Raw genomic sequence first — 22,836 nt, forward strand, 5'->3', positions numbered from 1 at the left:
TGTTGACTCTCGTAACCTGGAATAAAGGAAAAACTGCCCCAAAAACACGTTGATGTTATTGAATTTTAAACCGCTGAACAATGAGGTGTTTAACTAAATGATAGCTGGGGTCATGAAGAAAGGACGGGCGCAATCGCTGCGCCCGTAAAATAAATTCAGGTTGTGCGATTAATCGCGTTTTACACCGCCGCGCAGCAGGCCGGACGCGCCGTCTGAATAGTCGCGAGGCATCTGAACGGGCGCCTGATCGTTTCCGGCCTCAGAGTCTGCCAGACGGTTGCGGAACGGGTTGGTTTCCGCCGTCATTTCCGGCAGCAGGCTGCTGGAGCTTTTAGCCATATGCTGATACAGCTGACGATAGTCGGTCGCCATGTTGTCCAGCAGCTCGGCGCTACGGGCAAAATGGCTGACCAGCTCTTCACGATACTCTTCCAGCTCGGCTTTGTTCTTTTCCAGTTCGTACTGCAGTGACTGCTGCTGACGCAATTTGCGATTACCGAAACGCATGGCCACAGCACCAATGACGATGCCGACGACTAAACCGATTAGCGCATATTCCCAGGTCATGAACTTCTCCCGTTGTCTTGTTGTTCCGTAGGGTGTTGGCTCGGCTCCTGCCTGTGCCTGATAATGCCACTATAACCGCTATTTCCGTAGAAGTGGAATCCTGACGTATCATCGCGTAGTGTAGAACGGCCTTTTTTTCATCAGTCACGTCTGCTGGTGAGCGTTAATTGAAGGAATAACAATAAGATTATGCAAAACCTGTCCCCTGCATCGCAATATCAACTGGCCCTTAACGAGGGTACCCATCAGCCGGATGACGTTCAACGTGAGGCGGTAAGCCGTCTGGAGATGATTTATCAGGAACTCACGGCCAAACCCGCTGAAGCCGAACAGAATGGCGGGCTAAAGGCGGCATTTGGGCGGTTGCTCGGAAAAAAAGCGCTACAGGCTCACGCGCCGGTGCGCGGTTTATATATGTGGGGCGGGGTCGGTCGCGGAAAAACCTGGCTGATGGACATGTTCTACCAGAGCCTGCCGGGGGAGCGTAAACAGCGTCTGCACTTCCACCGCTTTATGCTGCGGGTGCATGAAGAGTTGACTGCGCTGCAGGGTAAAAGCGATCCGCTGGAGATTGTGGCCGACCGGTTCAAGGCGGAAACGGACGTGCTCTGCTTCGATGAATTTTTTGTGTCTGACATCACCGATGCCATGCTGTTAGGCGGCCTGATGAAGGCGTTATTTGCCCGCGGGATTACGCTGGTGGCCACGTCGAATATCCCGCCGGACGAGCTGTACCGCAACGGCCTGCAGCGGGCACGCTTCCTGCCCGCCATCGACGCCATTAAGCAGCACTGCGACATTATGAATGTTGATGCCGGTGTCGATTATCGTCTGCGCACGTTAACCCAGGCGCACCTGTGGCTCTCGCCGTTAAATGCAGAGACCACCCGCGAGATGGATACACTCTGGCTGGCGCTGGCGGGGGCAAAACGCGAGCACGCCCCGGAACTCGAGATTAACCATCGCCCGTTGCCTACGCTCGGCGTTGAAAACCAAACGCTGGCGGTCTCCTTTACGACGCTCTGTGTCGATGCTCGTAGCCAGCACGACTACATTGCGCTTTCGCGTCTGTTCCACACCGTGATGGTGCTGGATGTACCGGTGATGACGCGGCTGATGGAGAGCGAGGCGCGGCGCTTCATTGCGCTGGTGGACGAGTTTTATGAGCGCCACGTCAAGCTGGTGGTCAGCGCCGAGGTTCCTTTATATGAGATCTACCAGGGCGAGCGGCTGAAGTTTGAGTTCCAGCGCTGCCTGTCTCGACTGCAGGAGATGCAGAGCGAGGAATACCTGAAGCTGGAGCATATGCCATAATAAATGCCACCCTCTCCCTGAGAAGGGAGCCTTGTAGGCCGGGTAAGGCGCAGCCGCCACCCGGCATTTTCAGCCCCCTCGAAAAACCCATTCCAAATCACATTTAAGGGTCGATCTTTGACCTCAACTTCTCTATAATCTTGCGACCCCACGTTACGAGAAGGTTTTTTTCCCGAAACTTTCTATGTGTCGGCATGAGCTATTCGAAGGGGTAGGTTTGCCGGACTTTGTCGTGTGAACCTCAACTGACTAAACGTTTGGGTGTTCACCAACGTGTAACTTATTATTTGGGTAAGCTTTTAATGAAAACTTTTACAGCTAAACCAGAAACCGTACAGCGCGACTGGTATGTTGTTGACGCGACCGGTAAAACTCTGGGCCGTCTGGCTACTGAACTGGCTCGTCGCCTGCGCGGTAAGCACAAAGCGGAATACACTCCGCACGTTGATACCGGTGATTACATCATCGTTCTGAACGCTGACAAAGTTGCTGTTACCGGCAACAAGCGTACTGACAAAATGTACTACCACCACACCGGCCACATCGGTGGTATCAAAGAAGCGACCTTTGAAGAGATGATTGCTCGCCGTCCTGAGCGTGTGATTGAAATCGCGGTTAAAGGCATGCTGCCAAAAGGCCCGCTGGGTCGTGCTATGTTCCGTAAACTGAAAGTTTACGCAGGCAACGAGCACAACCACGCGGCACAGCAACCGCAAGTTCTTGACATCTAATCGGGATTATAGGCAATGGCTGAAAATCAATACTACGGCACTGGTCGCCGCAAAAGTTCCGCAGCTCGCGTTTTCATCAAACCGGGCAGTGGTAAAATCGTAATCAACCAGCGTTCTCTGGAACAGTACTTCGGTCGCGAAACTGCCCGCATGGTAGTTCGCCAGCCGCTGGAACTGGTTGATATGGTAGAAAAACTGGATCTGTACATCACCGTTAAAGGTGGTGGTATCTCCGGTCAGGCAGGTGCGATCCGTCACGGTATCACCCGCGCTCTGATGGAGTACGACGAATCCCTGCGTTCTGAACTGCGTAAAGCTGGCTTCGTTACTCGTGACGCGCGTCAGGTTGAACGTAAGAAAGTGGGTCTGCGTAAAGCACGTCGTCGTCCACAGTTCTCCAAACGTTAATCCATTCTGCTTACGCAGAACGATTGGCGAAAAACCCGCTTCGGCGGGTTTTTTTATGGATAATGCGCAGGTTATCCACAATATCCATGCATATATCTTCTCTTTTTCCACATTTCCAGAATCCCCTCACCACAAAGCCATCAAAATCTGGTAAACTATCATCCAATTTTCTGCCCAAATATCGGTGAATACTCGATTTTTGTTCGATTTTTGAACAATGTGTTTTCTCTGGGATGGGCGATACAACATCTGGCTGGCCCCTGTTGGGCTGGTAGCAGTAAAAATTCTGAATATACCTGGAGGTTTTCATGGCTGTCGCTGCCAACAAACGTTCGGTAATGACGCTGTTTTCTGGTCCTACTGACATTTATAGCCATCAGGTTCGTATCGTGCTGGCCGAGAAGGGTGTCAGTTTTGAGATCGAGCATGTGGAAAAGGATAACCCGCCTCAGGATCTGATCGATCTCAACCCGAGCCAAAGCGTGCCGACGCTGGTGGATCGCGAGCTGACCCTGTGGGAATCCCGTATCATTATGGAATATCTGGATGAGCGTTTCCCACATCCGCCGCTGATGCCTGTTTACCCTGTTGCGCGTGGTGAAAGCCGCCTGTACATGCAGCGTATCGAGAAAGACTGGTATTCGCTGATGAACGTGATTACCAGCGGATCTGCTGCCGAAGCCGACGCTGCGCGTAAGCAACTGCGTGAAGAGCTGCTGGCAATTGCCCCGGTGTTTGGTCAGAAGCCGTTCTTCCTGAGCGATGAGTTCAGCCTGGTAGACTGCTACCTGGCACCGCTGCTGTGGCGTCTGCCAACCCTGGGCGTAGAATTCAGCGGTCCTGGCGCGAAAGAGCTGAAAGGCTACATGACTCGCGTATTCGAACGCGACTCTTTCCTGGCATCTTTAACTGAACCGGAACGTGAAATGCGTCTCGGCCGAGGCTAATGACTGTGGAAATGTCACAACTTACCCCACGCCGTCCGTATCTGCTGCGCGCCTTCTATGAATGGCTGCTGGATAACCAGCTCACGCCGCACCTGGTTGTGGATGTGACGTTGCCGGGCGTGCTGGTTCCAATGGAATACGCACGTGACGGACAGATCGTACTGAACATCGCCCCGCGCGCGGTGGGGAACCTGGAACTGGCGAACGATGAGGTGCGCTTCAATGCGCGTTTCGGCGGCGTACCGCGTCAGGTTTCCGTGCCGCTGGCCGCTGTGCTGGCTATCTACGCACGTGAAAACGGGGCGGGTACCATGTTCGAGCCGGAAGCGGCGTATGATGAAGAGGTTGCCAGCCTGAATGATGACAATGCATCTGATGAGCGCGAAAGCGACACGGTGATGTCACTTATCGATGGCGACAAACCCGATCATCACGACGACAATGACCCTGGTGACGATCCGCCTCCGCGCGGTGGTCGCCCGGCGCTACGCGTCGTCAAATAAATCCCTTTGTCGTCCGTTTATAAAAGCCAGTGAATCACTGGCTTTTTTCTTTATATCCATCAACAGCTGCAACATTTTTAAATAAGCATTGTTTATATCTCTTATTTCTTTATTGTCTGGTTAATAATTGGCTAGATTTATAAATGCCGTGAATTAATGGGGTTTAAAGTGATATTAATATGATGAGAAAAGTAAAGGTTAATTTTGAGCAATATTCTTTTTTTGATGTTAATCTCTTTTTTGAATGGGTAATTCCTTAATAAATTAAGGAAAAGATCATTTTGTGGTTATCCTTAATCGAATCGTTAATTTTGCTAAATTGCATGTATTTATAAAAACAATACTATGTGCACATGCTGACAAGCATGACGACAATCAGTAACTGGTAAAGGTATTTATCATTACTGGATTAAATATTGCAATTACTCATATGTTAAGGATTAACAAGTGAAAAAAGTTTTACTCGCAACTGCGCTTTCTCTGTGTGTGACATCAGCATTTGCTGCAGACCCTTCAGCGGTACTGAAGGTTAAAGGTACGCTGACCAATGCAGCATGTACACCCGTTCTGAGCAACGGCGGTACTGTTGACTACGGTACAATTAACCTGGGCGATCTGAGTGCGACTGCAACCAACCAGTTGGGCCAGAAAAATATCGACCTGACCATTAATTGCACCGCGGCAACAAAAGTGTCCTGGAATATGGTTGACGACCGCTCTGATTCTAATGCGAACCTGACCGTTGCAAACGCTCTGGTTGGTGGCGGATCTCTTAGCGGCGCTGGTCAAACTTACGGTGTGGGCAAAACTGCGGGTGGCGTTAACATCGGTACTTACGCTCTGATGGTTAAAGTTGACAGCGTAACGGTTGATGGTGCTGCGGTAGATCCAATCTATCAGCAGAACGCAACGGGCAACTGGACCAAGTCTACCAACGGTTCTAGTCAGGGCAGCCATATTCGTGATTTCACCGTCGCGTCTACGGGCACTCTGGACCCGCTGGCTTTCCAGACCGCGACCTTCCCGCTGGCAACCTCACTGGCTGTTCAGAACACCGCAACTCTGGCGATTACCGACGATACTCAGCTTGACGGTCAGTTGACCATCAGCCTGCGTTATCTGTAAGACTTTATTGAGTAAAAGTAATTTTAAAATAATCCAGAGAGTGAATGTTCTGCATTTACTCTCTTTTTAACAGCGCGATAAACATGGAATGTTCTGTTGGGCTATCAAGGAGATAATATTATGCAATGCGTAAAGTCGAATATATTTAAAACACTTTTCACCCTCGCTTTATTTTCTACCCATTTTGCGGTTCATGCAGAAGGTATGGTGCCGGAAACCAGCCTGCTGATTATTGATGAAGCCACGCACAGTGGTACCATCAACGTAAAAAATACGGATTCACACCCATCCCTTTTATATACGAACGTGGTTGACCTGCCGGATGATCAGGGGCTTAAGCTGATCGTCACGCAGCCTGTAGTTCGCCTTGAACCCGGTCAAACGCAGCAGCTTCGTTTTATTTTGCAAAGCAAGCAACCGCTGGACGTTGAGCATTTCAAACGCGTAACGTTTGACGGTATTCCGCCAAAAAATGACGATAAAAAAATTAAAATTGGTATTAACATCCGCCAGGATATTCCAGTGCTAATACGCCCGGCTACGCTGGGGGTGGTGACGGACGCATGGAAATACCTCAAATGGTCAACCGTCGGGTCGTCTGTAAAAGTCACCAACCCAAGTAAGTACGTTGTCCGTCTGGCACAAAAAGTCGTATTACAGCCTTCAGGCGCAAACGCCACGCTTTCCAAAACTTACCTTCTGCCAGGTGAGACGATGACGGCTGCGTTGAATAAAACAACCAGTGGTGACAGCCACGTTAAATTTTTCCCGGCCAGCCGCTATGGCGTTGAAGTGCCGAGTTTTACCTCTGAATTAAATAAATAAAATAGGGATAAAACGGTGAATAAAAAAAGCCGTATTGCACTTTGTGTCCGCGCAGTTCTCTGCGGCACTTTGCCTCTGATGATGTTTGACTCCGCTTCCGTACTCGCAAGGGAAGTGACGTTTGATACGGGAGTCATGAAAACGCTGGGGTTAACGAGCGATTTGAACCATTACTTCGCTGAAGCACCGCGTTTTCTGCCCGGAACCCATTCCGTGAACGTCAAAGTGAATGGTGAAGATCGCGGCATGGCCGCCGTCCGTTTCGATAAGGACGGCGTGCTGTGTTTTGATAACGATCTGCTTGATTTCGCCGGTCTTATGCCGGTTCCGCTGAAGGCAGGAGAGGCGTGCCATGACATCCGTGACGATTACCCGAAAGCGCTAATCAACGCGTTGCCAAACCAGGAAGCCGTTGAGTTATACCTGCCGCCTGAAGCGGTAAACAGCCTGTCGTCGGATATCCGAAACTTCCAGCACGGCGGTGCCGCCGGGATGCTCAACTATTCGCTGTTCAGCACTCGTAACGAATATGGCGGTAGCGACAATTCCCGCTACTCGCAGGCTAATCTGGAAGCGGGTTTCAACGCTTTTGACTGGTCGCTTCGCAGTAATTACATCCTGACGGATGACAATGGCAAGAAAAATGCCGACAGCATTTACACCTATGCGGAGCATGTTTTTGTCCCGCAGAAGTTAACCATGCAGGTCGGTGAAATTAACGCCATGTCTAATGTGCTGAGCGGCATACCCATTACCGGCATCCAGCTTATGCCGACCAACGGGCTGACAAGAGACGGTAGCGGCGTCAGCGTGTCCGGCATTGCCCGTTCTTCCCAGGCTCGCGTGGAGATTCGCCAGAATAATCAGCTGATTTTCAGTACGCTCGTGCCCGCGGGGCCATTTACGCTGGATGACGTCCCGATTGCGCGTAACAACGTCGATTTGGACGTTTCCGTCGTGGAGTCTGACGGCTCAACGAATCACTTTATTGTTCCTGCAGCCGCCGTGAAGCAGCGCAACCTTTCACGCCCGCAGGGGCTTACCGTGTCAGCGGGTCAGGTGCGCAGCATCGACAGCGACTACAGCGATCCGCTGGTGATGAACGTGTCCGACGGCTGGCGCATTTTCCCGTGGATGAACCTTCTGGCCTCCGGTACTGCCGCTCAGGATTATCAGGCGGCTGGCGGTCGCACCGATTTTCTGATCAACGACCTCTGGTCCGTTTCCACGACGGTTGCGGCAAGCCAGGAATCGTTTGGTGACAGCAACAGTGGCCTTAAAACCGAGCTGGGAAGCGACCTTACGCTTTCCTCCCATGTCTCGCTTTCCACCAGCGCGACGCACTACAGCGGCGGCTATCGTGAGATGGCAGAAGCAATGGACGACGATTACCAGGGATACGATAACGCCTATTCCGGCAGCGTACATTTTTCATCCGATCTGGCCGGCGTTTTCTCAGCAGGCTTCAACTACAACCAGAGCAGCGGGGACTATGAGGATTCCCGCTATCTGCTGCTGTCGTGGGGTAAGACGTTCAAATATGCCAGCGTGACTGCCAACTGGCAAAGCGCTGTGGGCAACGTCGATGACGATCAGGACGATGAAATGCTGTACATCAACGTCAGCATTCCGTTGAGTCCAGGGCAATCTGTGAGCACCTACATGCGCAAGCAGGGCGACAATACCACTTACGGTGTCGCCAACAGCGGCTCGCTGGGCGACAACACGCACTACTATATCGCCGCGGATCGTGACCAGTCCTCCAGTGATAATAGCTTCAACGGTAACATTAACACCAACCTGCACTATACCCAGCTGAGCGTGGGTGGCGGCACCAGCGGTGATAATCAGCGTAACTATAACGCCACCCTGGCGGGCGGCATCGCTATGCACAAAAATGGCGTGACGTTCTCGCCGTATGCGATTCGCGATACCTTTGCCATTGCCAGACTGAGCGAGAAGAAAAGCGGGGTAGAAATCGCCACGCCACAGGGTACGGTCTGGACCGATGCCTGGGGGCAGGCGGTCGTACCTTCGCTAAACGAGTGGCGCAATTCGCGTATTGAAGTGGATGCCAACAAGCTGCCGCAGAATATGACGCTGGCAAACGGTACCCGATATATTGCCGCAGGTCACGCTTCAGTCAGCGAGCTTGACTTCAGGGTGCTAAACAGCCGTCGTGTGATGCTGCGTATGAAGCAAGCCGATGGTCAGCCGCTGAAAAAGGGGCTGACGGTCGTGGATGAGAAGGGCAACTACATTGTTACGGTCGTTGATGATGGTCATGTCTTTATCAACGATGCGGATCAGCTATCGGCGCTCTACGCCATGGATGCCAACAACAATCGTCTGTGCAAACTCGATTTCGCTCTTCCAGAGAAACGCGATGAAGATGCCTTCTATGAAGAAGTAAACGGAGTATGCCGATGAATTATCAACAAACAGTTGGATTAACCGCGCTGGGGATACTTTTCTTCGCGGCGACTGCACATGCGGAAGATTGCCAAATAACGCTCTCGCAGCCGGTGGTGGATTACCACGAAATGCGTCGAGATAATATCGATAAAACCCAGCAGAACTGGCACAAAATGGCGGACCGGACCCTCAACGTTAACGTTTACTGTCCGCAGCCGCAGCAAATGGCGGTGTTGCTGCAGGGGACGGCAGGCGATAAAGGGCGCTTCACATTCGGCCAGTCTGGCGGAATGGCGGTGAAAATCGATGAGATGACCGTCGACGGTAAAAATTATACCGTCGGTAAAACGGTCGACCAGCTCAATTTTACTCCGCAAAGCGGCACGCCTTCGCCGTTTTATGTGCGTAATAATGAAGCGGTTATTGCGGTTGATAATAATCAGGTGCCTTCAGGTCAGCAGATGAATTTCCGGGTGACGCTATCACCCGTGCTGGATGACAATGCGTTTAGCCGCATCACCGATCAAACCGCACTGGAAAGTGATTTAACCTGGACCCTGCTGACGAAGTAGCGGTTCGGGTAATAAATAAAAATAATGAAGAGAAAATAAGCTTCATTATTTTTATCGTCGATGAAATGAATATTTTTATCCTTTCTGATAAGTGAATGCGTTGGGAGGAAAGATATATATTCATTTAACGGCATGAATGCCGTAATTGGTTTGTTATAAATAGATTAAACGTTAAGGATTAACGAATGAAAAAAGTATGGCTTGCAACTGTTCTGTCTCTTTGTGTCTCTTCTGCATTTGCAGCTGACCCGAGCGCCGTTTTGAAGTTAAAAGGTACGTTAACTAATGCGTCCTGTACCCCAACGCTGAGCGGCGGCGGCACCATTGACTACGGCACCGTCAATCTGGGCTCGCTGAGCGCCACCGCAGTTAACCAACTGGGACAAAAAGATTTCTCCCTGACGATTACCTGCCAGGCGCCTGTCAAAGTGGGCTTTAGCGTGAATGATGACCGTAGCGGCACGGCGGCGAATGTGGTCGTTAAAAACGGTACCGTAGCCGGTGTTGACGTCCTCCAGCCAGTAAACCTGTTTGGCGTGAATACCACGGCAGGCAATGTGAAGATTGGCAACTACAGTATGTTTGTTAAAACCGACAGCGTAACGGCAGATGGTAAAGCAGTAGGGGCGACCTACAGCTCTGATAATGGGGCGTCCTGGTCTAACGTAGGTTCGCTGATGCAGAACAACGCCAGTGAAATTGTGACTGTCGCAACCACCGGAGAAACGGCACCACTGGCCTTTACTCAGGCCGTTGTGCCAATGGCTATTTCACTTGCGATTCAGGACACCACGACGCTGGCAATTACCGATGATACTAGCATTGATGGGCAGGCAACTTTCACGCTGAAATATCTGTAATTTATTTTTTAATTACGCTTTATTTAGCAAAGGGAATAAACCGGAAGGTTTATTCCCTTTTTTTCTTACACTTCCAGGTAATTCAGTATCCCGTCAGCCGCCTTGCGGCCTTCGGCAATCGCCGTCACCACCAGGTCGGAACCGCGAACGATATCTCCACCGGCGAAGATTTTCGGGTTGCTGGTCTGGAACGCGTTATCGCTACCTTCTGGCGCAATAATACGGCCCTGTGAATCCAGCTCAACGCTGTGCTTCGCCAGCCATTCCATGCTGTGAGGACGGAAACCGAACGCCATCACCACGGCGTCGGCCGGAATGACATGTTCAGAACCGGCCACGATCTCGGCGCGACGACGGCCTTTCGCATCCGGTGCGCCCATCTCGGTACGCGCCATCTTCACACCGCTCACTTTGCCGTTGGCATTCACTTCAATACCCAGAGGCTGGATGTTGAACTGGAACTCCACGCCCTCTTCACGCGCGTTTTTCACTTCGCGCTTGGAGCCCGGCATGTTCTCTTCGTCACGACGGTAGGCGCAGATTACGTGTGCCGCATTCTGACGAATGGAGGTACGCACGCAGTCCATCGCGGTATCACCGCCGCCCAGCACCACCACGCGTTTGCCTTCCATGCTGACGAAAGGCTCATCGGCGGTTTCGCCGTAGCCCATGATCTGCTTGGTGTTGGCAATCAGGAACGGCAGCGCGTCGTACACGCCTGGCGCGTCTTCGTTCTCCAGACCGCCGCGCATGGACTGATAGGTGCCCACGCCCAGGAACACGGCGTCGTAATCCTTCAGCAGGTCGTCGAGCTGCACGTCGCGGCCCACTTCCACGTTCAGTTTGAACTCAATGCCCATGCCGGTGAAGATTTCGCGGCGACGGGTCATGACCTCTTTTTCCAGCTTGAATGCCGGGATACCGAAGGTCAGCAGGCCGCCGATCTCCGGATGACGGTCAAAGACCACCGCCTTCACGCCGTTGCGGGTCAGCACGTCCGCACAGGCCAGGCCCGCCGGGCCCGCGCCGATGATCGCCACGCGCTTGTCGGTTTGCTTCACGCCTGTCATGTCCGGACGCCAGCCCATCTCAAACGCTTTATCGTTGATGTAGCGCTCGATGTTGCCGATGGTCACCGCGCCGAACTCGTCGTTCAGCGTACAGGAACCTTCGCACAGACGATCCTGAGGACACACGCGGCCGCACACTTCCGGCAGGGTGTTGGTCTGGTGAGAGAGCTCGGCGGCTTCAAAAATACGTCCTTCGTTGGCCAGCTTCAGCCAGTTCGGGATGTAATTGTGTACCGGACATTTCCATTCGCAGTAAGGGTTACCGCAGGACAGGCAGCGGTCTGCCTGTGCTTTGGCCTGGCCTTCTGAAAACGGCTCGTAGATTTCAACAAATTCAATTTTACGGATCTTCAGCGGTTTCTTTGGCGGATCAACACGCTGCAGGTCGATAAACTGGTATACGTTCTGGCTCATCTGAATTCCTTACTGCGCCTGCACGCGCAGCTCTGCTGCGCTACGACTACGGTGACCCAACAGGGCTTTAACATCGCTGGACTTCGGCTTAACCAGCGCGAATTTCGCAGAGAACGCCGGCCAGTTCGCCAGGATCTCTTCGCCGCGCGAAGAACCGGTATGCTGCACGTGTTCGGTAATCAAACCGCGCAGGTGTTCTTCGTGGATAGCCAGCGTGTCAACGTCCAGCACTTCCACCAGCTCCGGGTTCACGCGTTTGCGGAACTCACCGTCTTCATCCAGGACGTAGGCAAAACCACCCGTCATGCCTGCGCCGAAGTTCACGCCGGTTTTACCCAGAACGCAAACAATCCCGCCCGTCATGTATTCACAACCGTTATCGCCAATGCCTTCCACCACGGTGATGGCACCGGAGTTACGCACCGCAAAACGCTCGCCCGCACGACCTGCTGCGAACAGACGACCGCCGGTCGCGCCGTACAGGCAGGTGTTACCGATAATGCTGGCTTCATGGCTGCGGAAGGCTGAGCCGACCGGAGGACGCACCGCCAGCAGACCACCCGCCATGCCTTTGCCGACGTAGTCGTTGGCATCGCCGGTCAGATACAGCTCAACGCCGCCTGCGTTCCACACGCCGAAGCTCTGACCCGCGGTACCGCTGAAGTGCGCGGTAATCGGATCGGCCGCCAGCCCCTGGTCACCGTGCGTCTGCGCGATGTAACCGGAGAGGGAGGCACCCACGGAACGGTCGGTGTTGCGGATATCAAACCAGAACGTTTTGCTCTGCTTGTCGTCCACATACGGCTTCGCCTGCTGCAACAGCTGCGCGTTCAGCACGCCGTTATCGAACGGCGGGTTGTTCTCGGTGCAGTAGACCGCTTTGCCGGGATGCGGCTGCGCGGTTTCCAGTAGCTTGCTCAACTCCAGCTTCTGCTGCTTGGCGGTGAAACCTTCCAGCTCTTTCAGCAGGTCGGTGCGGCCAATAAGGTCTACCAGACGCTTCACGCCCAGCTGCGCCATCAGCTCGCGGGTTTCGCGGGCGATGAACTCAAAGTAGTTAGTCACTTTGAACGGCAGGCCGTGATAGTGGTTCTTACGCAGCTTCTCGTCCTGGGTTGCAACGCCGGTTGCGCAGTTGTTCAGGTGGCAAATACGCAGGTATTTACAGCCCAGCGCGACCATTGGACCGGTACCGAAGCCGAAGCTTTCCGCACCGAGGATCGCCGCCTTGATGATGTCGAGGCCGGTTTTCAGACCGCCATCCACCTGCAGACGGATCTTGTGACGCAGACCGTTAGCCACCAGCGCTTGCTGGGTTTCCACCAGGCCAAGCTCCCACGGACAGCCCGCGTATTTCACGGAGGAGAGCGGGCTTGCACCGGTACCGCCGTCATAACCGGCGATGGTGATAAGGTCCGCATAGGCCTTCGCCACGCCGGTCGCGATGGTGCCGACGCCCGGTTCGGAAACCAGCTTCACGGAGATCATCGCCTTCGGGTTGACCTGCTTCAGGTCGAAAATCAGCTGCGCCAGGTCCTCGATAGAGTAGATATCGTGGTGCGGCGGCGGGGAGATCAGCGTCACGCCCGGTACCGAGTAGCGCAGTTTGGCGATGTACGGCGTGACTTTATCACCCGGTAACTGACCGCCTTCGCCCGGTTTTGCACCCTGAGCGACCTTAATCTGAATCACGTCGGCGTTGACCAGGTACGCTGGCGTCACGCCAAAGCGGCCGGATGCCACCTGCTTGATACGGGACACCTTGTTGGTGCCGTAACGGGCCGGATCTTCACCGCCTTCGCCGGAGTTAGAGTTACCGCCGATGCTGTTCATGGCTTCCGCCAGCGCTTCGTGGGCTTCCGGGCTCAGGGCACCGATGGACATCGCCGCGGTATCGAAGCGTTTGAACAGTTCGGATGCTGGCTCAACGTCGTCAATGCTGACCGCTTCATCACCCGGATTCAGGGCAATGAGGTCGCGCAGCGTTGCCGCCGGACGGTTGTTCACCAGCTCAGCATACTGCTGATAATCACGGTATTCACCGCTCTGAACCGCCTGCTGCAGCGTGCGCACCACGTCCGGGTTGTAGGCGTGGTATTCGCCGCCGTGAACGTATTTCAGCAGACCGCCCTGATCTAGCGGCTTACGTGCCAGCCAGGCGCGTTTGGACAGGTTCACTAGATCCTGCTGGAAGTCAGCAAAACCGGCGCCGCCGATGCGGCTGACCACGCCCTGGAAGCAGAGGTTGGCGACCTCGTCATGCAGGCCGACCGCTTCAAACAGCTTCGAGCAGCGGTAGGAGGCAATGGTCGAGATGCCCATTTTGGACATGATCTTGTACAGACCTTTGTTGATGCCGTTACGGTAGTTCAGCATCACCGCGCGGTAATCTTTGTCGATCGCGCGGGTATCTACCAGACGGGCCAGCGTTTCGTAGGCCAGGTACGGATAGATCGCCGTCGCGCCAAAGCCCAGCAGCACGGCAAAGTGGTGCGGATCGCGCGCGCTTGCGGTTTCAACAATGATGTTGGCGTCGCAGCGCAGGCTCTTATCGACCAGACGCGTCTGGATAGCGCCCACCGCCATCGGGGCCGGTACCGGCAGACGGTTTTTCGCGATGTTGCGGTCGGACAATACCAGCAGCACGGTACCGTTACGCACCATCTGTTCGGCTTTGTCACACAGCGCATTCACCGTCTCTTCGAGGCTCGCTTCGTTCACGTCGAAGGTAATGTCGAGCGTGTCGGCGCGGTAATGCTCCTCTTTCATGGTGGTGAGCTGTTTGAAATCGGAGTACAGCAGGATCGGCGATTTAAAGGTCAGACGGTGCGCCTGGCCTTCGGCCTCGCAGAAGACGTTCATCTCGCGACCGATGCTGGTGGCCAGCGACATCACGTGTGCTTCACGCAGCGGATCGATTGGCGGGTTAGTCACCTGCGCGAACTGCTGACGGAAGTAGTCATAGATGATGCGCGGCTGGCTGGAGAGCACGGCAAACGGGGTATCGTCACCCATCGAGCCGACCGCTTCCTGGCCGTTTTCACCGAGCACGCGGATGACGGAGTCCAGCTCTTCCGCGCTGTAGTTAAATTGCTTCTGGTAGCTGGCGAGGGTGTCATCGTCCAGCTCGCGGCTGCCCACTTCTTCGTCCGACAGATCTTCAAACGGCACCAGACGACGAACGTTTTTCTCCATCCACTCTTTGTACGGGTGGCGGCTCTTCAGATCGTTGTCGGTTTCGGCGGAGTGCAGGATGCGCCCACCGCGGGTGTCGATCACCATCAGCTCGCCCGGACCGACGCGGCCTTTCTCGACCACTTCGTCTGGCTGGTAATCCCAGATGCCGACTTCAGAGGCACAGGTGATGAGCTTGTCTTTGGTGATGACGTAGCGCGCCGGACGCAGGCCGTTACGGTCCAGGTTACAGGCGGCAAAACGACCGTCGGACATGACGATGCCCGCCGGACCGTCCCACGGCTCCATGTGCATGGAGTTAAAGTCGAAGAACGCGCGCAGCTCAGGATCCATATCCGGGTTGTTCTGCCAGGCCGGCGGCACGAGCAGACGCATAGCACGCACGATATCCATCCCGCCCGCCAGCAGCAGTTCCAGCATGTTATCCATCGAGCTGGAGTCCGAGCCGGTTTCGTTCACGAACGGCGCAGCATCGTGCAGATCGGGGATCAGCGGCGTCTGGAATTTATAGGTACGGGCGCGGGCCCACTGGCGGTTACCTGTGATGGTGTTGATCTCGCCGTTGTGCGCCAGGTAGCGGAACGGCTGAGCCAGCGGCCAGCGTGGTACGGTGTTGGTGGAGAAGCGCTGGTGGAACAGGCAAATGGCCGATTCCAGACGCAGGTCCGCCAGGTCCAGGTAGAAGCGCGGCAGGTCAGCCGGCATACACAGACCTTTATAGATGTTCACCAGGTTAGAGAGGCTACAGACGTAGAACTCTTTATCGTCCTGGAGACGTTTTTCAATGCGGCGGCGGGCAATAAACAGACGGCGTTCCATATCACGCGGACGCCAGCCCGCAGGCGCGTTGACGAAAATCTGTTCAATACGAGGCAGCGAGGAGAGGGCGATTTCACCGAGCACCCCTTCGTTGGTTGGCACATCGCGCCAGCCGACAATCGACAGGGTTTCACGCTGAAGTTCTTCTTCGACGATGCGGCGTGAGGCGGCAGCCTTTTCAGGATCCTGATTCAGGAACAGCATGCCGACAGCGTAGTTTTTGGCTAAACGCCAGCCGCGCTCTTCCGCCACGATGCGGAAGAAACGATCCGGTTTTTGCAGCAGCAGACCGCAACCGTCGCCGGTTTTACCATCGGCAAGGATGGCGCCACGGTGCTGCATACGGGCCAGTGCGTGAATAGCAGTACGCACTACCTTGTGGCTAGGTTCGCCTTCTATGTGGGCGATCAGGCCGAAACCACAGTTATCCTTCTCAAGGGATTTATCGTACAACATATCAGTGAACCTCCCCAGGCTCGTCGGGCTTCCCACTGAACTTTACCGTGGCGCACAGGCACAGAAAGAGCATGGCGACGGGGTTTGCGTTTCATACGCGGACCTCGCATTCGCCCTCTTTTTCATCCTTTCGCGCAGGTAAACAAGTTTGAGGACTTGCTTCAGAGGGAATCTCAATTACTGCATAAATATGATGAGCAGGCCGCTCATCCAGAAAGCTTCCAGCGGATTTCCAACTTATCGGGAATTGGTACACAGGTCAAATGGCAATCTTATTTATACAAAAATGTGCTAAAGAGAGATTATCTAATTGTATTTAAAGGTTATTTAACTAGTTTTACATTGATTGAATGCCCTGAAAGAGCGCAGCGGAGTGTGATCTGACTCACTATATGAAAGCGGTATTATCAATGTAGCGTGCTGAATAGCGGTTTTATAGCAGAATAATAATCTGGAATTGTCTGCAAACCCGCATAAACACACTGTTTTTCAGTGCTGGCGCTATAAATGAAAAAAACAATCAGAACATAAGGAAAAGTAATCACGTACGGCGTGAATGAAATTGCAGTAATCCTGAGTATTTATTCATATAGATAAAGGCCGTCCAGGGCGATTGATCCAGGTCATCGCCGACAGAGGCTAAAAATGGCAGGCTTGTCCCCTTTCTCCGGGACGGTCTATCAGATTATGCAGTTACAGAAATTAGTCAATATGTTTGGTGGGGATCTTTTGCAGCGGTACGGGCAAAAGGTTCATAAGCTGACGCTGCACGGCGGGTTTAGCTGCCCGAATCGCGACGGCACCATCGGGCGCGGCGGCTGCACCTTCTGTAACGTTGCGTCGTTTGCCGATGAAGCGCAGCAGCACCATTCTATCGCTGAGCAGCTTGCCCACCAGGCCAGCCTGGTGAACCGCGCGAAGCAGTACCTGGCCTATTTTCAGGCTTATACCAGCACGTGGGCGGAGGTGCAGGTACTGCGTTCGATGTATCAGCAGGCCGTCAGCCAGGCCAGTATCGTTGGGCTGTGCGTGGGAACGCGCCCGGACTGCGTACCGGACGCGGTGCTGGACCTGCTCAGCGAGTACAAAGAACAAGGCTACGAGATCTGGCTGGAGCTGGGCTTGCAAACGGCACATGACAAAACGCTGCACCGCATTAACCGTGGGCATGATTTTGCCTGCTACCAGCGCACCACGCGCCTGGCCCGCGAGCGCGGGCTGAAGGTCTGTTCGCACCTGATTGTTGGGTTACCCGGCGAAGGTCAACAGCATGGCCTTGAAACGCTGGAAAGGGTCGTTGAAACCGGCGTGGACGGCATCAAGCTGCATCCGCTGCATATCGTGAAAGGCAGCATTATGGCGAAAGCCTGGGAGGCCGGGCGGTTAAGCGGTATCGAGCTTGAGGACTATACGGTGACGGCGGGGGAGATGATTCGCCACACGCCACCGGAGATTGTCTACCACCGCATCTCGGCCAGCGCCCGCCGTCCAACGCTTCTGGCACCGCTGTGGTGTGAGAACCGCTGGACGGGGATGGTGGAAATAGACCGCTACCTGCAGGAGAACGGCGTTCAGGGTTCGGCGCTGGGCCGCCCGTGGGTTCCGCGTCTACCGGCGACGGCCGCCTAACAAACTCCCCAGCATGCCGCGCACGATCTGATTGGTGACCTGTCGGGCTGCGCTTTTCGCCATGGTCTGCACTACGCCGTCGCGTTTGCCACCGCGCGGCCCGGTGCTGCCGAACAGGATGTCTTTGAGTCCACCGAGAATGCCGTCATCCACGGCGACTGATTGCCCTTTAGCGGCAGGTGCATCCTGCGATTCCGTTGTCGCCTGGACCCCTTTTTGCAGCATCTCGAACGCGGACTCGCGATCCACCTCGTCTTCATATTTCCCGTAAACCGGAGAGTGGTTAATCAGGCCGTTGCGCTCATCGTCGGTCACCGGCCCCATGCGCGAGCAAGGCGCAATGACCATGGCACGTTCCACTACGGACGGGCTGCCCTTCGGATCGAGGAACGAGATCAGCGCTTCACCGGTGCCTAACGCCTGAATCGCCGCTTCGGTATCAAAGGCAGGATTGGCGCGCATGGTTTGCGCGGCGGCTTTCACCGCTTTCTGATCTTTCGGCGTAAAGGCGCGCAGGGCATGCTGCACGCGGTTGCCGAGCTGCCCGAGCACGTTGTCGGGGATATCCGACGGGTTTTGCGAGACAAACCAGACGCCGACGCCTTTGGAGCGGATCAGGCGGATAACCTGTTCGATCTTATCCAGCAGGACCTGAGGTGCATCGTTAAACAGCAGATGCGCTTCGTCAAAGAAGAAGACCAGCTTCGGTTTTTCCAGATCGCCTGCTTCAGGTAATTGTTCATAGAGTTCGGAGAGCATCCACAGCAGGCTGGCGGCGTAAAGTTTCGGCATCTGGTAGAGCTTCTCTGAGCTCAGGATGTTGATAATGCCTTTGCCACTGCTGTCGGTGCGCATCCAGTCTTTGATATCCAGCATGGGTTCACCAAAGAAATGTTCAGCGCCCTGTTGCTCAAGCGTCAGTAGCCCGCGCTGAATAGCGCCCACCGAGGCGCTGCTGATGTTGCCGTACTGGTTCTGGAAGGATTTGGCGTTATCGCCGATGTACTGCGTAATGGCGCGCAGATCTTTGAAATCAAGCAGCAGTAGCCCCTGGTCATCGGCAATGCGGAAGATAATATTCAGCACGCCGGACTGCACGTCGTTGAGGTTAAGCAGACGGGCCAGCAGCAGCGGGCCGAGATCGGATACCGTGGCGCGTACCGGGTGGCCCTTTTCACCGAAGATGTCCCACACGACCACCGGGTTACCGTGCGGCGTCCAGTCCGTGATGCCAATATTCTTCAGCCGCTCGAGCAGTTTTTCAGAGGCCGCTCCTTCCTGAGCCACACCGGTTAAATCGCCTTTTACGTCAGCCATAAAGACCGGTACGCCAATCTCCGAAAGCGACTCCGCCAGCTTTTGCAGGGTGACGGTTTTCCCCGTCCCGGTCGCGCCGGTGATCAGACCGTGGCGGTTCGCCATCGCGGGCAGTAAATAGAGCTCTTTTTCCAGCGTCCGGGCAATTAACAATGGTGTACTCATGATGCGCTTCCTCTCTTAGTCCTGGGTGGAGTATAGGCAACCTGATAGCAATTTGGTTGAGTAAATTCCTGACTTTGCGGCGCATTATCCAGCGCGGACTATGCTTTTGCATACGGTTCACAAAATAGTGGGAAACTATGTCCAGATTCTTCTTTAACGATCGCAAACAGCTGGTCAACGATGCCATTGAAGGCATACTGCTTTCTGCGCCACATGCCAATCTCGTCAAGCTTGATATCGATCCGGCCATCAGGATCGTCGCACGCGGCGACTGGGACAAAAGCCGCGTGGCGGTGATCTCGGGCGGCGGCTCAGGCCACGAACCCGCACACGCCGGGTTTGTCGGCAAAGGGATGCTGACGGCGGCAGTGTGCGGCGATCTGTTTGCCTCGCCGAGCGTGGATGCGGTGCTGAATGCCATTGTCGCGGTCACGGGCGATCGCGGCTGTCTGCTGATCGTCAAAAACTACACCGGCGACCGCCTGAACTTTGGCCTGGCGGCCGAGAAGGCCAAACGCTACGGCCTGAAGGTGGAGATGGTGATTGTGGCAGACGACATCGCGCTGCCGGATAACAAGCAGCCGCGCGGTATTGCCGGTACGGCACTGGTGCACAAGATTGCGGGCTACGCGGCGGAGCAGGGGAAATCGCTGAGCGAGGTGCGGGATATTGCGCAACAGGCCTGCGATAACCTCTGGAGCCTGGGCGTGGCGATGCAAACCTGCAACCTGCCGGGCAGCGACGATGAAGAGGGGCGCATTAAACAAGGCCATGTCGAGCTGGGCCTGGGCATTCACGGCGAGCCCGGGGCTTCCGTGGTGGATACGCAAAACAGCAAAGCCATTATCGACACCCTGGTGACGCCGTTAAGCGCGCAGGCGGGTGAGGGGCGTTTTGCGGTGCTGATTAACAATCTTGGCGGCGTATCGGCGCTGGAGATGGCGCTGCTGACCAAAGAGCTGGCGCATTCGGCGCTGAAAGAGAGTATCGCGTACCTGATTGGCCCTGCGCCGCTGGTCAGCGCGCTGGATATGAAAGGCTTTTCTCTGACGCTGCTGAAGCTCAACGATTTCTTCGAAAAGGCGATTCACGCCGACGTCGAGACGCTCGGCTGGCAGAAGCCCGTCGCGTTTGCGCCACTGCGCACCGTGGCGCATAGCGCCATTCATGACCGTGTGGAGTATACCCCCTCTGACAATCCGCAGGTGCGTGCGTTTGTCTCCTCCGTGTCGACAACGCTGATCCAACTGGAAAACCGCCTGAACGCGCTGGATGCCAGGGTGGGAGATGGCGATACCGGCTCTACCTTTGCGCAAGGGGCGCGGGATATTGCGCAGCGCCTGGAGGAGAACACGCTCCCGCTTAATGACGTGTCTAAGCTGCTACTGCTGGTTGGCGAGCGGCTGGCTACGGTGATGGGCGGGTCGAGCGGGGTGCTGATGTCGATCTTCTTTACCGCGGCCGGGCAAAAGCTTCACGATGGTCAGACGCTCCCGGAGGCCTTGCTCAGCGGACTTGCGCAGATGAAGCAGTACGGCGGAGCGGATCTTGGCGATCGCACGCTGATCGATGCGCTGCAACCGGCGCTGGAGGCGTTACAGAAAGGCAATATTCAGGCGGCAGCGCAGGCCGCGCAGCAGGGCGCAGAAGCAACGGCAAAAATGGCGAAAGCCGGCGCGGGACGCTCGTCGTATGTCAATAAAGAGAACCTGGATGGGGTGATGGATCCGGGAGCGGTCGCGGTAGCGGAAGTATTTAACGTATTGGCGCAGCAGTGAAAGTAGGCCGGGTAAGGCGAAGCCATTACCCGGCACTGTCACATCAGAAATCTGCTTTCAACACCACACGGTAACGGGCTTTGCCGTCGCGCACGTGCTGGATCGCTTCGTTGATTTTCGACATCGGATACAGTTCGGTGGTCGGCGCCACTTTGGTGCGTCCGGCGAATTTCATCAGTTTGCGCAGCTCGTACGGCGTACCGGTTGCAGAACCGGATATGCTGCGATCCCCGCCGATCAGGGTAAACGCCGGAACCGGCAGCGGCTTCATCACCGCACCCACGGTGTGGAAGTTACCGCCGTAGGCCAACGCTTCAAAGTACGGCTGCCAGTCGAGATCGACGTTAACGGTGTTGATGATCAGGTCAAACTGGCCCGCCAGCGCGTTCAGCGCTTGCGGATCGCGGCTGTTCACCACTTTATCCGCCCCCATCGCCAGCACTTCTTTCTCTTTCGCCGGGTTCGAGCTGAACGCCGTGACTTCACAGCCCATCGCGTGCAGCAGCTTAATGGCAATATGCCCCAGTCCGCCGATACCGATGACGCCGACGCGGCTGGTGGCGGTGATATGGTGCATCAGCAGCGGTTTGAAGACGGTGATACCACCACACAGCAGCGGACCGGCGGATTCGATATCAATGCTTTCCGGCAGCGGGATGACCCATTGCCAGTCGGCGCGCAGTTTATCGGCAAAACCGCCTTTGTTCAGAATGGTGGGAACGGCGCCTTCGAGGCAGTTGATCTGATTGCCGCTGATACAGGCATCGCAGTGACCACAGCTGCGCGCTGTCCAGCCAATGCCTACGCGCTGGCCCACTTTCAGCCCTTTGTCCTGCGCGGCGCTACCGAGCGCCACGACGCGGCCAATGACTTCGTGTCCGGCAACCAGCGGATAGCTGGAGAAGCCCCATTCGTTATCGATCATCGAGAGATCCGAGTGGCAGATCCCGCAGTAATCAACCTGTACTTCGACGTCTTCTGCTTTTAGTTCGCCCGCATCGTACTCGTACAGCTCAAGTTCTGCACCCGCCTGCGGTGCGGCGTAGCTTTTTATCTTCGACATCGTGTTTCCCCCGTTGTGGTGTGAACTGAGAGTGTAGAGCATTCAGTTTACAGCCGCTTAACAGAAGAGGGCAGGAACGAAAGTTACAGACTTTTCAGCATCCTGACTTCGCAATCAACGTGGCCGGTACAGCCCAGCGGCGCATCGATATGCTCAAAGCCCAGATGTTCATACAGGCCGATGGCCTCTTTGAGGAAGGCGGTCGTTTCCAGGTAGCAGCGGGTAAAGCCCTGCTTGCGCGCGTGGTCCAGCGCCATCAGCGCCAGCTTTTTTGCCAGTCCTTGTCCGCGTGCCGTTGGCAGGAAATACATTTTTTGCAGTTCGCAGATATCCGGCTCGCTGCAGCTGAGGGGCGCCACGCCGCCACCGCCCACAACCTGGCCGTTCTGCTCGATTACCCAGTAGGCATGTCCTGGCTGGCTGTAAAGCTGAAAAAGCGCGTCCAGATTCGGGTCGGCAACCGTGTAGCCTTTGTCAGCCGTCAGGCCATATTCGGCAGAAACGGTGCGAATAACGGCGGCGATAGCCGGATTATCCTGCTCAGTGATCCGACGCATCGTCGTCGCGACGGGGGTAATCACGCTCATAGCATTACTCATTACAAAAATTGACACATAACTGCTGTTAATAGCACCGCAGAAAGGGGAGTGCAAGCGAGGAGTT

General features: G+C 55.0%; 18 protein-coding genes. 12 read left to right on the plus strand and 6 right to left on the minus strand.

Annotated features, from left to right (window positions below; all coding sequences use genetic code 11):
- Window positions 1–168 precede the first annotated feature (168 nt).
- Window positions 169–567 carry a Z-ring associated protein ZapG gene (gene zapG, locus F3J31_RS11530; protein WP_008502832.1) on the minus strand — a complete coding sequence of 133 codons (399 nt, stop codon included), beginning with the start codon at window positions 565–567 and terminating at the stop codon, window positions 169–171.
- Between the two features lie 189 nt (window positions 568–756).
- Between zapG and zapE the strand changes: the two genes are divergently transcribed.
- From zapE to F3J31_RS11580, 10 genes are all read left to right on the plus strand, one after another.
- Window positions 757–1,881, plus strand: coding sequence for a cell division protein ZapE (zapE, locus tag F3J31_RS11535; RefSeq protein WP_167213215.1), 1,125 nt, complete (start codon window positions 757–759; stop codon window positions 1,879–1,881).
- A 302-nt stretch (window positions 1,882–2,183) separates the two neighbouring features.
- A complete protein-coding gene (gene rplM / locus F3J31_RS11540; protein WP_003860434.1) occupies window positions 2,184–2,612 on the plus strand; it encodes a 50S ribosomal protein L13 in 429 nt (142 codons plus the stop codon).
- 15 nt (window positions 2,613–2,627) lie between these two features.
- The gene (gene rpsI, locus F3J31_RS11545; RefSeq protein WP_003860436.1) at window positions 2,628–3,020 is read left to right on the plus strand and encodes a 30S ribosomal protein S9; all 393 of its coding nucleotides are present in this window, start codon (window positions 2,628–2,630) and stop codon (window positions 3,018–3,020) included.
- 308 nt (window positions 3,021–3,328) lie between these two features.
- Window positions 3,329–3,967, plus strand: a complete 639-nt coding sequence (gene sspA / locus F3J31_RS11550; protein ID WP_025756674.1) for a stringent starvation protein SspA — start codon at window positions 3,329–3,331, stop codon at window positions 3,965–3,967.
- A gap of 5 nt (window positions 3,968–3,972) precedes the next feature.
- Window positions 3,973–4,470: a ClpXP protease specificity-enhancing factor gene (gene sspB / locus F3J31_RS11555; protein ID WP_167213219.1), complete on the plus strand. Its 498-nt coding sequence runs from the start codon at window positions 3,973–3,975 to the stop codon at window positions 4,468–4,470.
- A 447-nt stretch (window positions 4,471–4,917) separates the two neighbouring features.
- On the plus strand, window positions 4,918–5,595 hold the full coding sequence (locus tag F3J31_RS11560; protein ID WP_167213222.1) for a DUF1120 domain-containing protein: 678 nt from the start codon (window positions 4,918–4,920) through the stop codon (window positions 5,593–5,595).
- A 120-nt stretch (window positions 5,596–5,715) separates the two neighbouring features.
- A complete protein-coding gene (locus F3J31_RS11565; protein ID WP_045910125.1) occupies window positions 5,716–6,420 on the plus strand; it encodes a fimbria/pilus chaperone family protein in 705 nt (234 codons plus the stop codon).
- A 15-nt stretch (window positions 6,421–6,435) separates the two neighbouring features.
- The gene (locus tag F3J31_RS11570) at window positions 6,436–8,850 is read left to right on the plus strand and encodes a fimbrial biogenesis outer membrane usher protein (protein WP_167213225.1); all 2,415 of its coding nucleotides are present in this window, start codon (window positions 6,436–6,438) and stop codon (window positions 8,848–8,850) included.
- Window positions 8,847–9,407, plus strand: a complete 561-nt coding sequence (locus tag F3J31_RS11575; RefSeq protein ID WP_048028813.1) for a hypothetical protein — start codon at window positions 8,847–8,849, stop codon at window positions 9,405–9,407. Before F3J31_RS11570 ends, F3J31_RS11575 begins: the two co-directional genes overlap by 4 nt.
- A 185-nt stretch (window positions 9,408–9,592) precedes the next feature.
- The gene (locus tag F3J31_RS11580; RefSeq protein WP_167213228.1) at window positions 9,593–10,267 is read left to right on the plus strand and encodes a DUF1120 domain-containing protein; all 675 of its coding nucleotides are present in this window, start codon (window positions 9,593–9,595) and stop codon (window positions 10,265–10,267) included.
- A gap of 65 nt (window positions 10,268–10,332) precedes the next feature.
- Here F3J31_RS11580 and gltD read toward each other — a convergent pair whose 3' ends face one another.
- On the minus strand, window positions 10,333–11,751 hold the full coding sequence (gene gltD, locus F3J31_RS11585) for a glutamate synthase subunit GltD (RefSeq protein ID WP_014833470.1): 1,419 nt from the start codon (window positions 11,749–11,751) through the stop codon (window positions 10,333–10,335).
- Between the two features lie 9 nt (window positions 11,752–11,760).
- The gene (gene gltB / locus F3J31_RS11590; RefSeq protein ID WP_048225139.1) at window positions 11,761–16,221 is read right to left on the minus strand and encodes a glutamate synthase large subunit; all 4,461 of its coding nucleotides are present in this window, start codon (window positions 16,219–16,221) and stop codon (window positions 11,761–11,763) included.
- A gap of 687 nt (window positions 16,222–16,908) precedes the next feature.
- On the opposite strand from gltB, the gene F3J31_RS11595 reads away from it, so the two are divergent.
- The gene (locus F3J31_RS11595) at window positions 16,909–17,850 is read left to right on the plus strand and encodes a TIGR01212 family radical SAM protein (RefSeq protein ID WP_139125313.1); all 942 of its coding nucleotides are present in this window, start codon (window positions 16,909–16,911) and stop codon (window positions 17,848–17,850) included.
- Here F3J31_RS11595 and F3J31_RS11600 read toward each other — a convergent pair.
- On the minus strand, window positions 17,830–19,332 hold the full coding sequence (locus F3J31_RS11600) for a helicase HerA-like C-terminal domain-containing protein (RefSeq protein ID WP_167213231.1): 1,503 nt from the start codon (window positions 19,330–19,332) through the stop codon (window positions 17,830–17,832). The genes F3J31_RS11595 and F3J31_RS11600 overlap by 21 nt on opposite strands.
- 137 nt (window positions 19,333–19,469) lie before the next feature.
- Here F3J31_RS11600 and F3J31_RS11605 point away from each other — a divergent pair, with 137 nt between their 5' ends.
- The gene (locus F3J31_RS11605; RefSeq protein WP_167213234.1) at window positions 19,470–21,110 is read left to right on the plus strand and encodes a dihydroxyacetone kinase subunit DhaK; all 1,641 of its coding nucleotides are present in this window, start codon (window positions 19,470–19,472) and stop codon (window positions 21,108–21,110) included.
- 43 nt (window positions 21,111–21,153) lie between these two features.
- Here F3J31_RS11605 and F3J31_RS11610 read toward each other — a convergent pair whose 3' ends face one another.
- Window positions 21,154–22,173 (minus strand): NAD(P)-dependent alcohol dehydrogenase, encoded by a 1,020-nt coding sequence (locus tag F3J31_RS11610; protein WP_045403564.1) that lies wholly within the window; start codon window positions 22,171–22,173, stop codon window positions 21,154–21,156.
- Window positions 22,174–22,256: 83 nt separating this feature from the next.
- Window positions 22,257–22,760 (minus strand): GNAT family N-acetyltransferase, encoded by a 504-nt coding sequence (locus F3J31_RS11615; protein WP_111967955.1) that lies wholly within the window; start codon window positions 22,758–22,760, stop codon window positions 22,257–22,259.
- Between the last annotated feature and the right edge of the window lie 76 nt (window positions 22,761–22,836).

It is taken from the genome of Enterobacter sp. Acro-832 (assembly GCF_011752745.1).
In the GTDB taxonomy this organism is placed as follows: domain Bacteria; phylum Pseudomonadota; class Gammaproteobacteria; order Enterobacterales; family Enterobacteriaceae; genus Enterobacter; species Enterobacter quasiroggenkampii.

What these genes read in the sequence shown, in the direction of transcription:
- zapG (WP_008502832.1), bottom strand. Translation starts at nt 567, where the DNA reads ATGACCTGGGAATATGCGCTAATCGGTTTAGTCGTCGGCATCGTCATT.
- zapE (WP_167213215.1), top strand. Translation starts at nt 757, where the DNA reads ATGCAAAACCTGTCCCCTGCATCGCAATATCAACTGGCCCTTAACGAG.
- rplM (WP_003860434.1), top strand. Translation starts at nt 2,184, where the DNA reads ATGAAAACTTTTACAGCTAAACCAGAAACCGTACAGCGCGACTGGTAT.
- rpsI (WP_003860436.1), top strand. Translation starts at nt 2,628, where the DNA reads ATGGCTGAAAATCAATACTACGGCACTGGTCGCCGCAAAAGTTCCGCA.
- sspA (WP_025756674.1), top strand. Translation starts at nt 3,329, where the DNA reads ATGGCTGTCGCTGCCAACAAACGTTCGGTAATGACGCTGTTTTCTGGT.
- F3J31_RS11565 (WP_045910125.1), top strand. Translation starts at nt 5,716, where the DNA reads ATGCAATGCGTAAAGTCGAATATATTTAAAACACTTTTCACCCTCGCT.
- F3J31_RS11575 (WP_048028813.1), top strand. Translation starts at nt 8,847, where the DNA reads ATGAATTATCAACAAACAGTTGGATTAACCGCGCTGGGGATACTTTTC.
- F3J31_RS11580 (WP_167213228.1), top strand. Translation starts at nt 9,593, where the DNA reads ATGAAAAAAGTATGGCTTGCAACTGTTCTGTCTCTTTGTGTCTCTTCT.
- gltD (WP_014833470.1), bottom strand. Translation starts at nt 11,751, where the DNA reads ATGAGCCAGAACGTATACCAGTTTATCGACCTGCAGCGTGTTGATCCG.
- gltB (WP_048225139.1), bottom strand. Translation starts at nt 16,221, where the DNA reads ATGTTGTACGATAAATCCCTTGAGAAGGATAACTGTGGTTTCGGCCTG.
- F3J31_RS11595 (WP_139125313.1), top strand. Translation starts at nt 16,909, where the DNA reads ATGCAGTTACAGAAATTAGTCAATATGTTTGGTGGGGATCTTTTGCAG.
- F3J31_RS11600 (WP_167213231.1), bottom strand. Translation starts at nt 19,332, where the DNA reads ATGAGTACACCATTGTTAATTGCCCGGACGCTGGAAAAAGAGCTCTAT.
- F3J31_RS11605 (WP_167213234.1), top strand. Translation starts at nt 19,470, where the DNA reads ATGTCCAGATTCTTCTTTAACGATCGCAAACAGCTGGTCAACGATGCC.
- F3J31_RS11610 (WP_045403564.1), bottom strand. Translation starts at nt 22,173, where the DNA reads ATGTCGAAGATAAAAAGCTACGCCGCACCGCAGGCGGGTGCAGAACTT.
- F3J31_RS11615 (WP_111967955.1), bottom strand. Translation starts at nt 22,760, where the DNA reads ATGAGCGTGATTACCCCCGTCGCGACGACGATGCGTCGGATCACTGAG.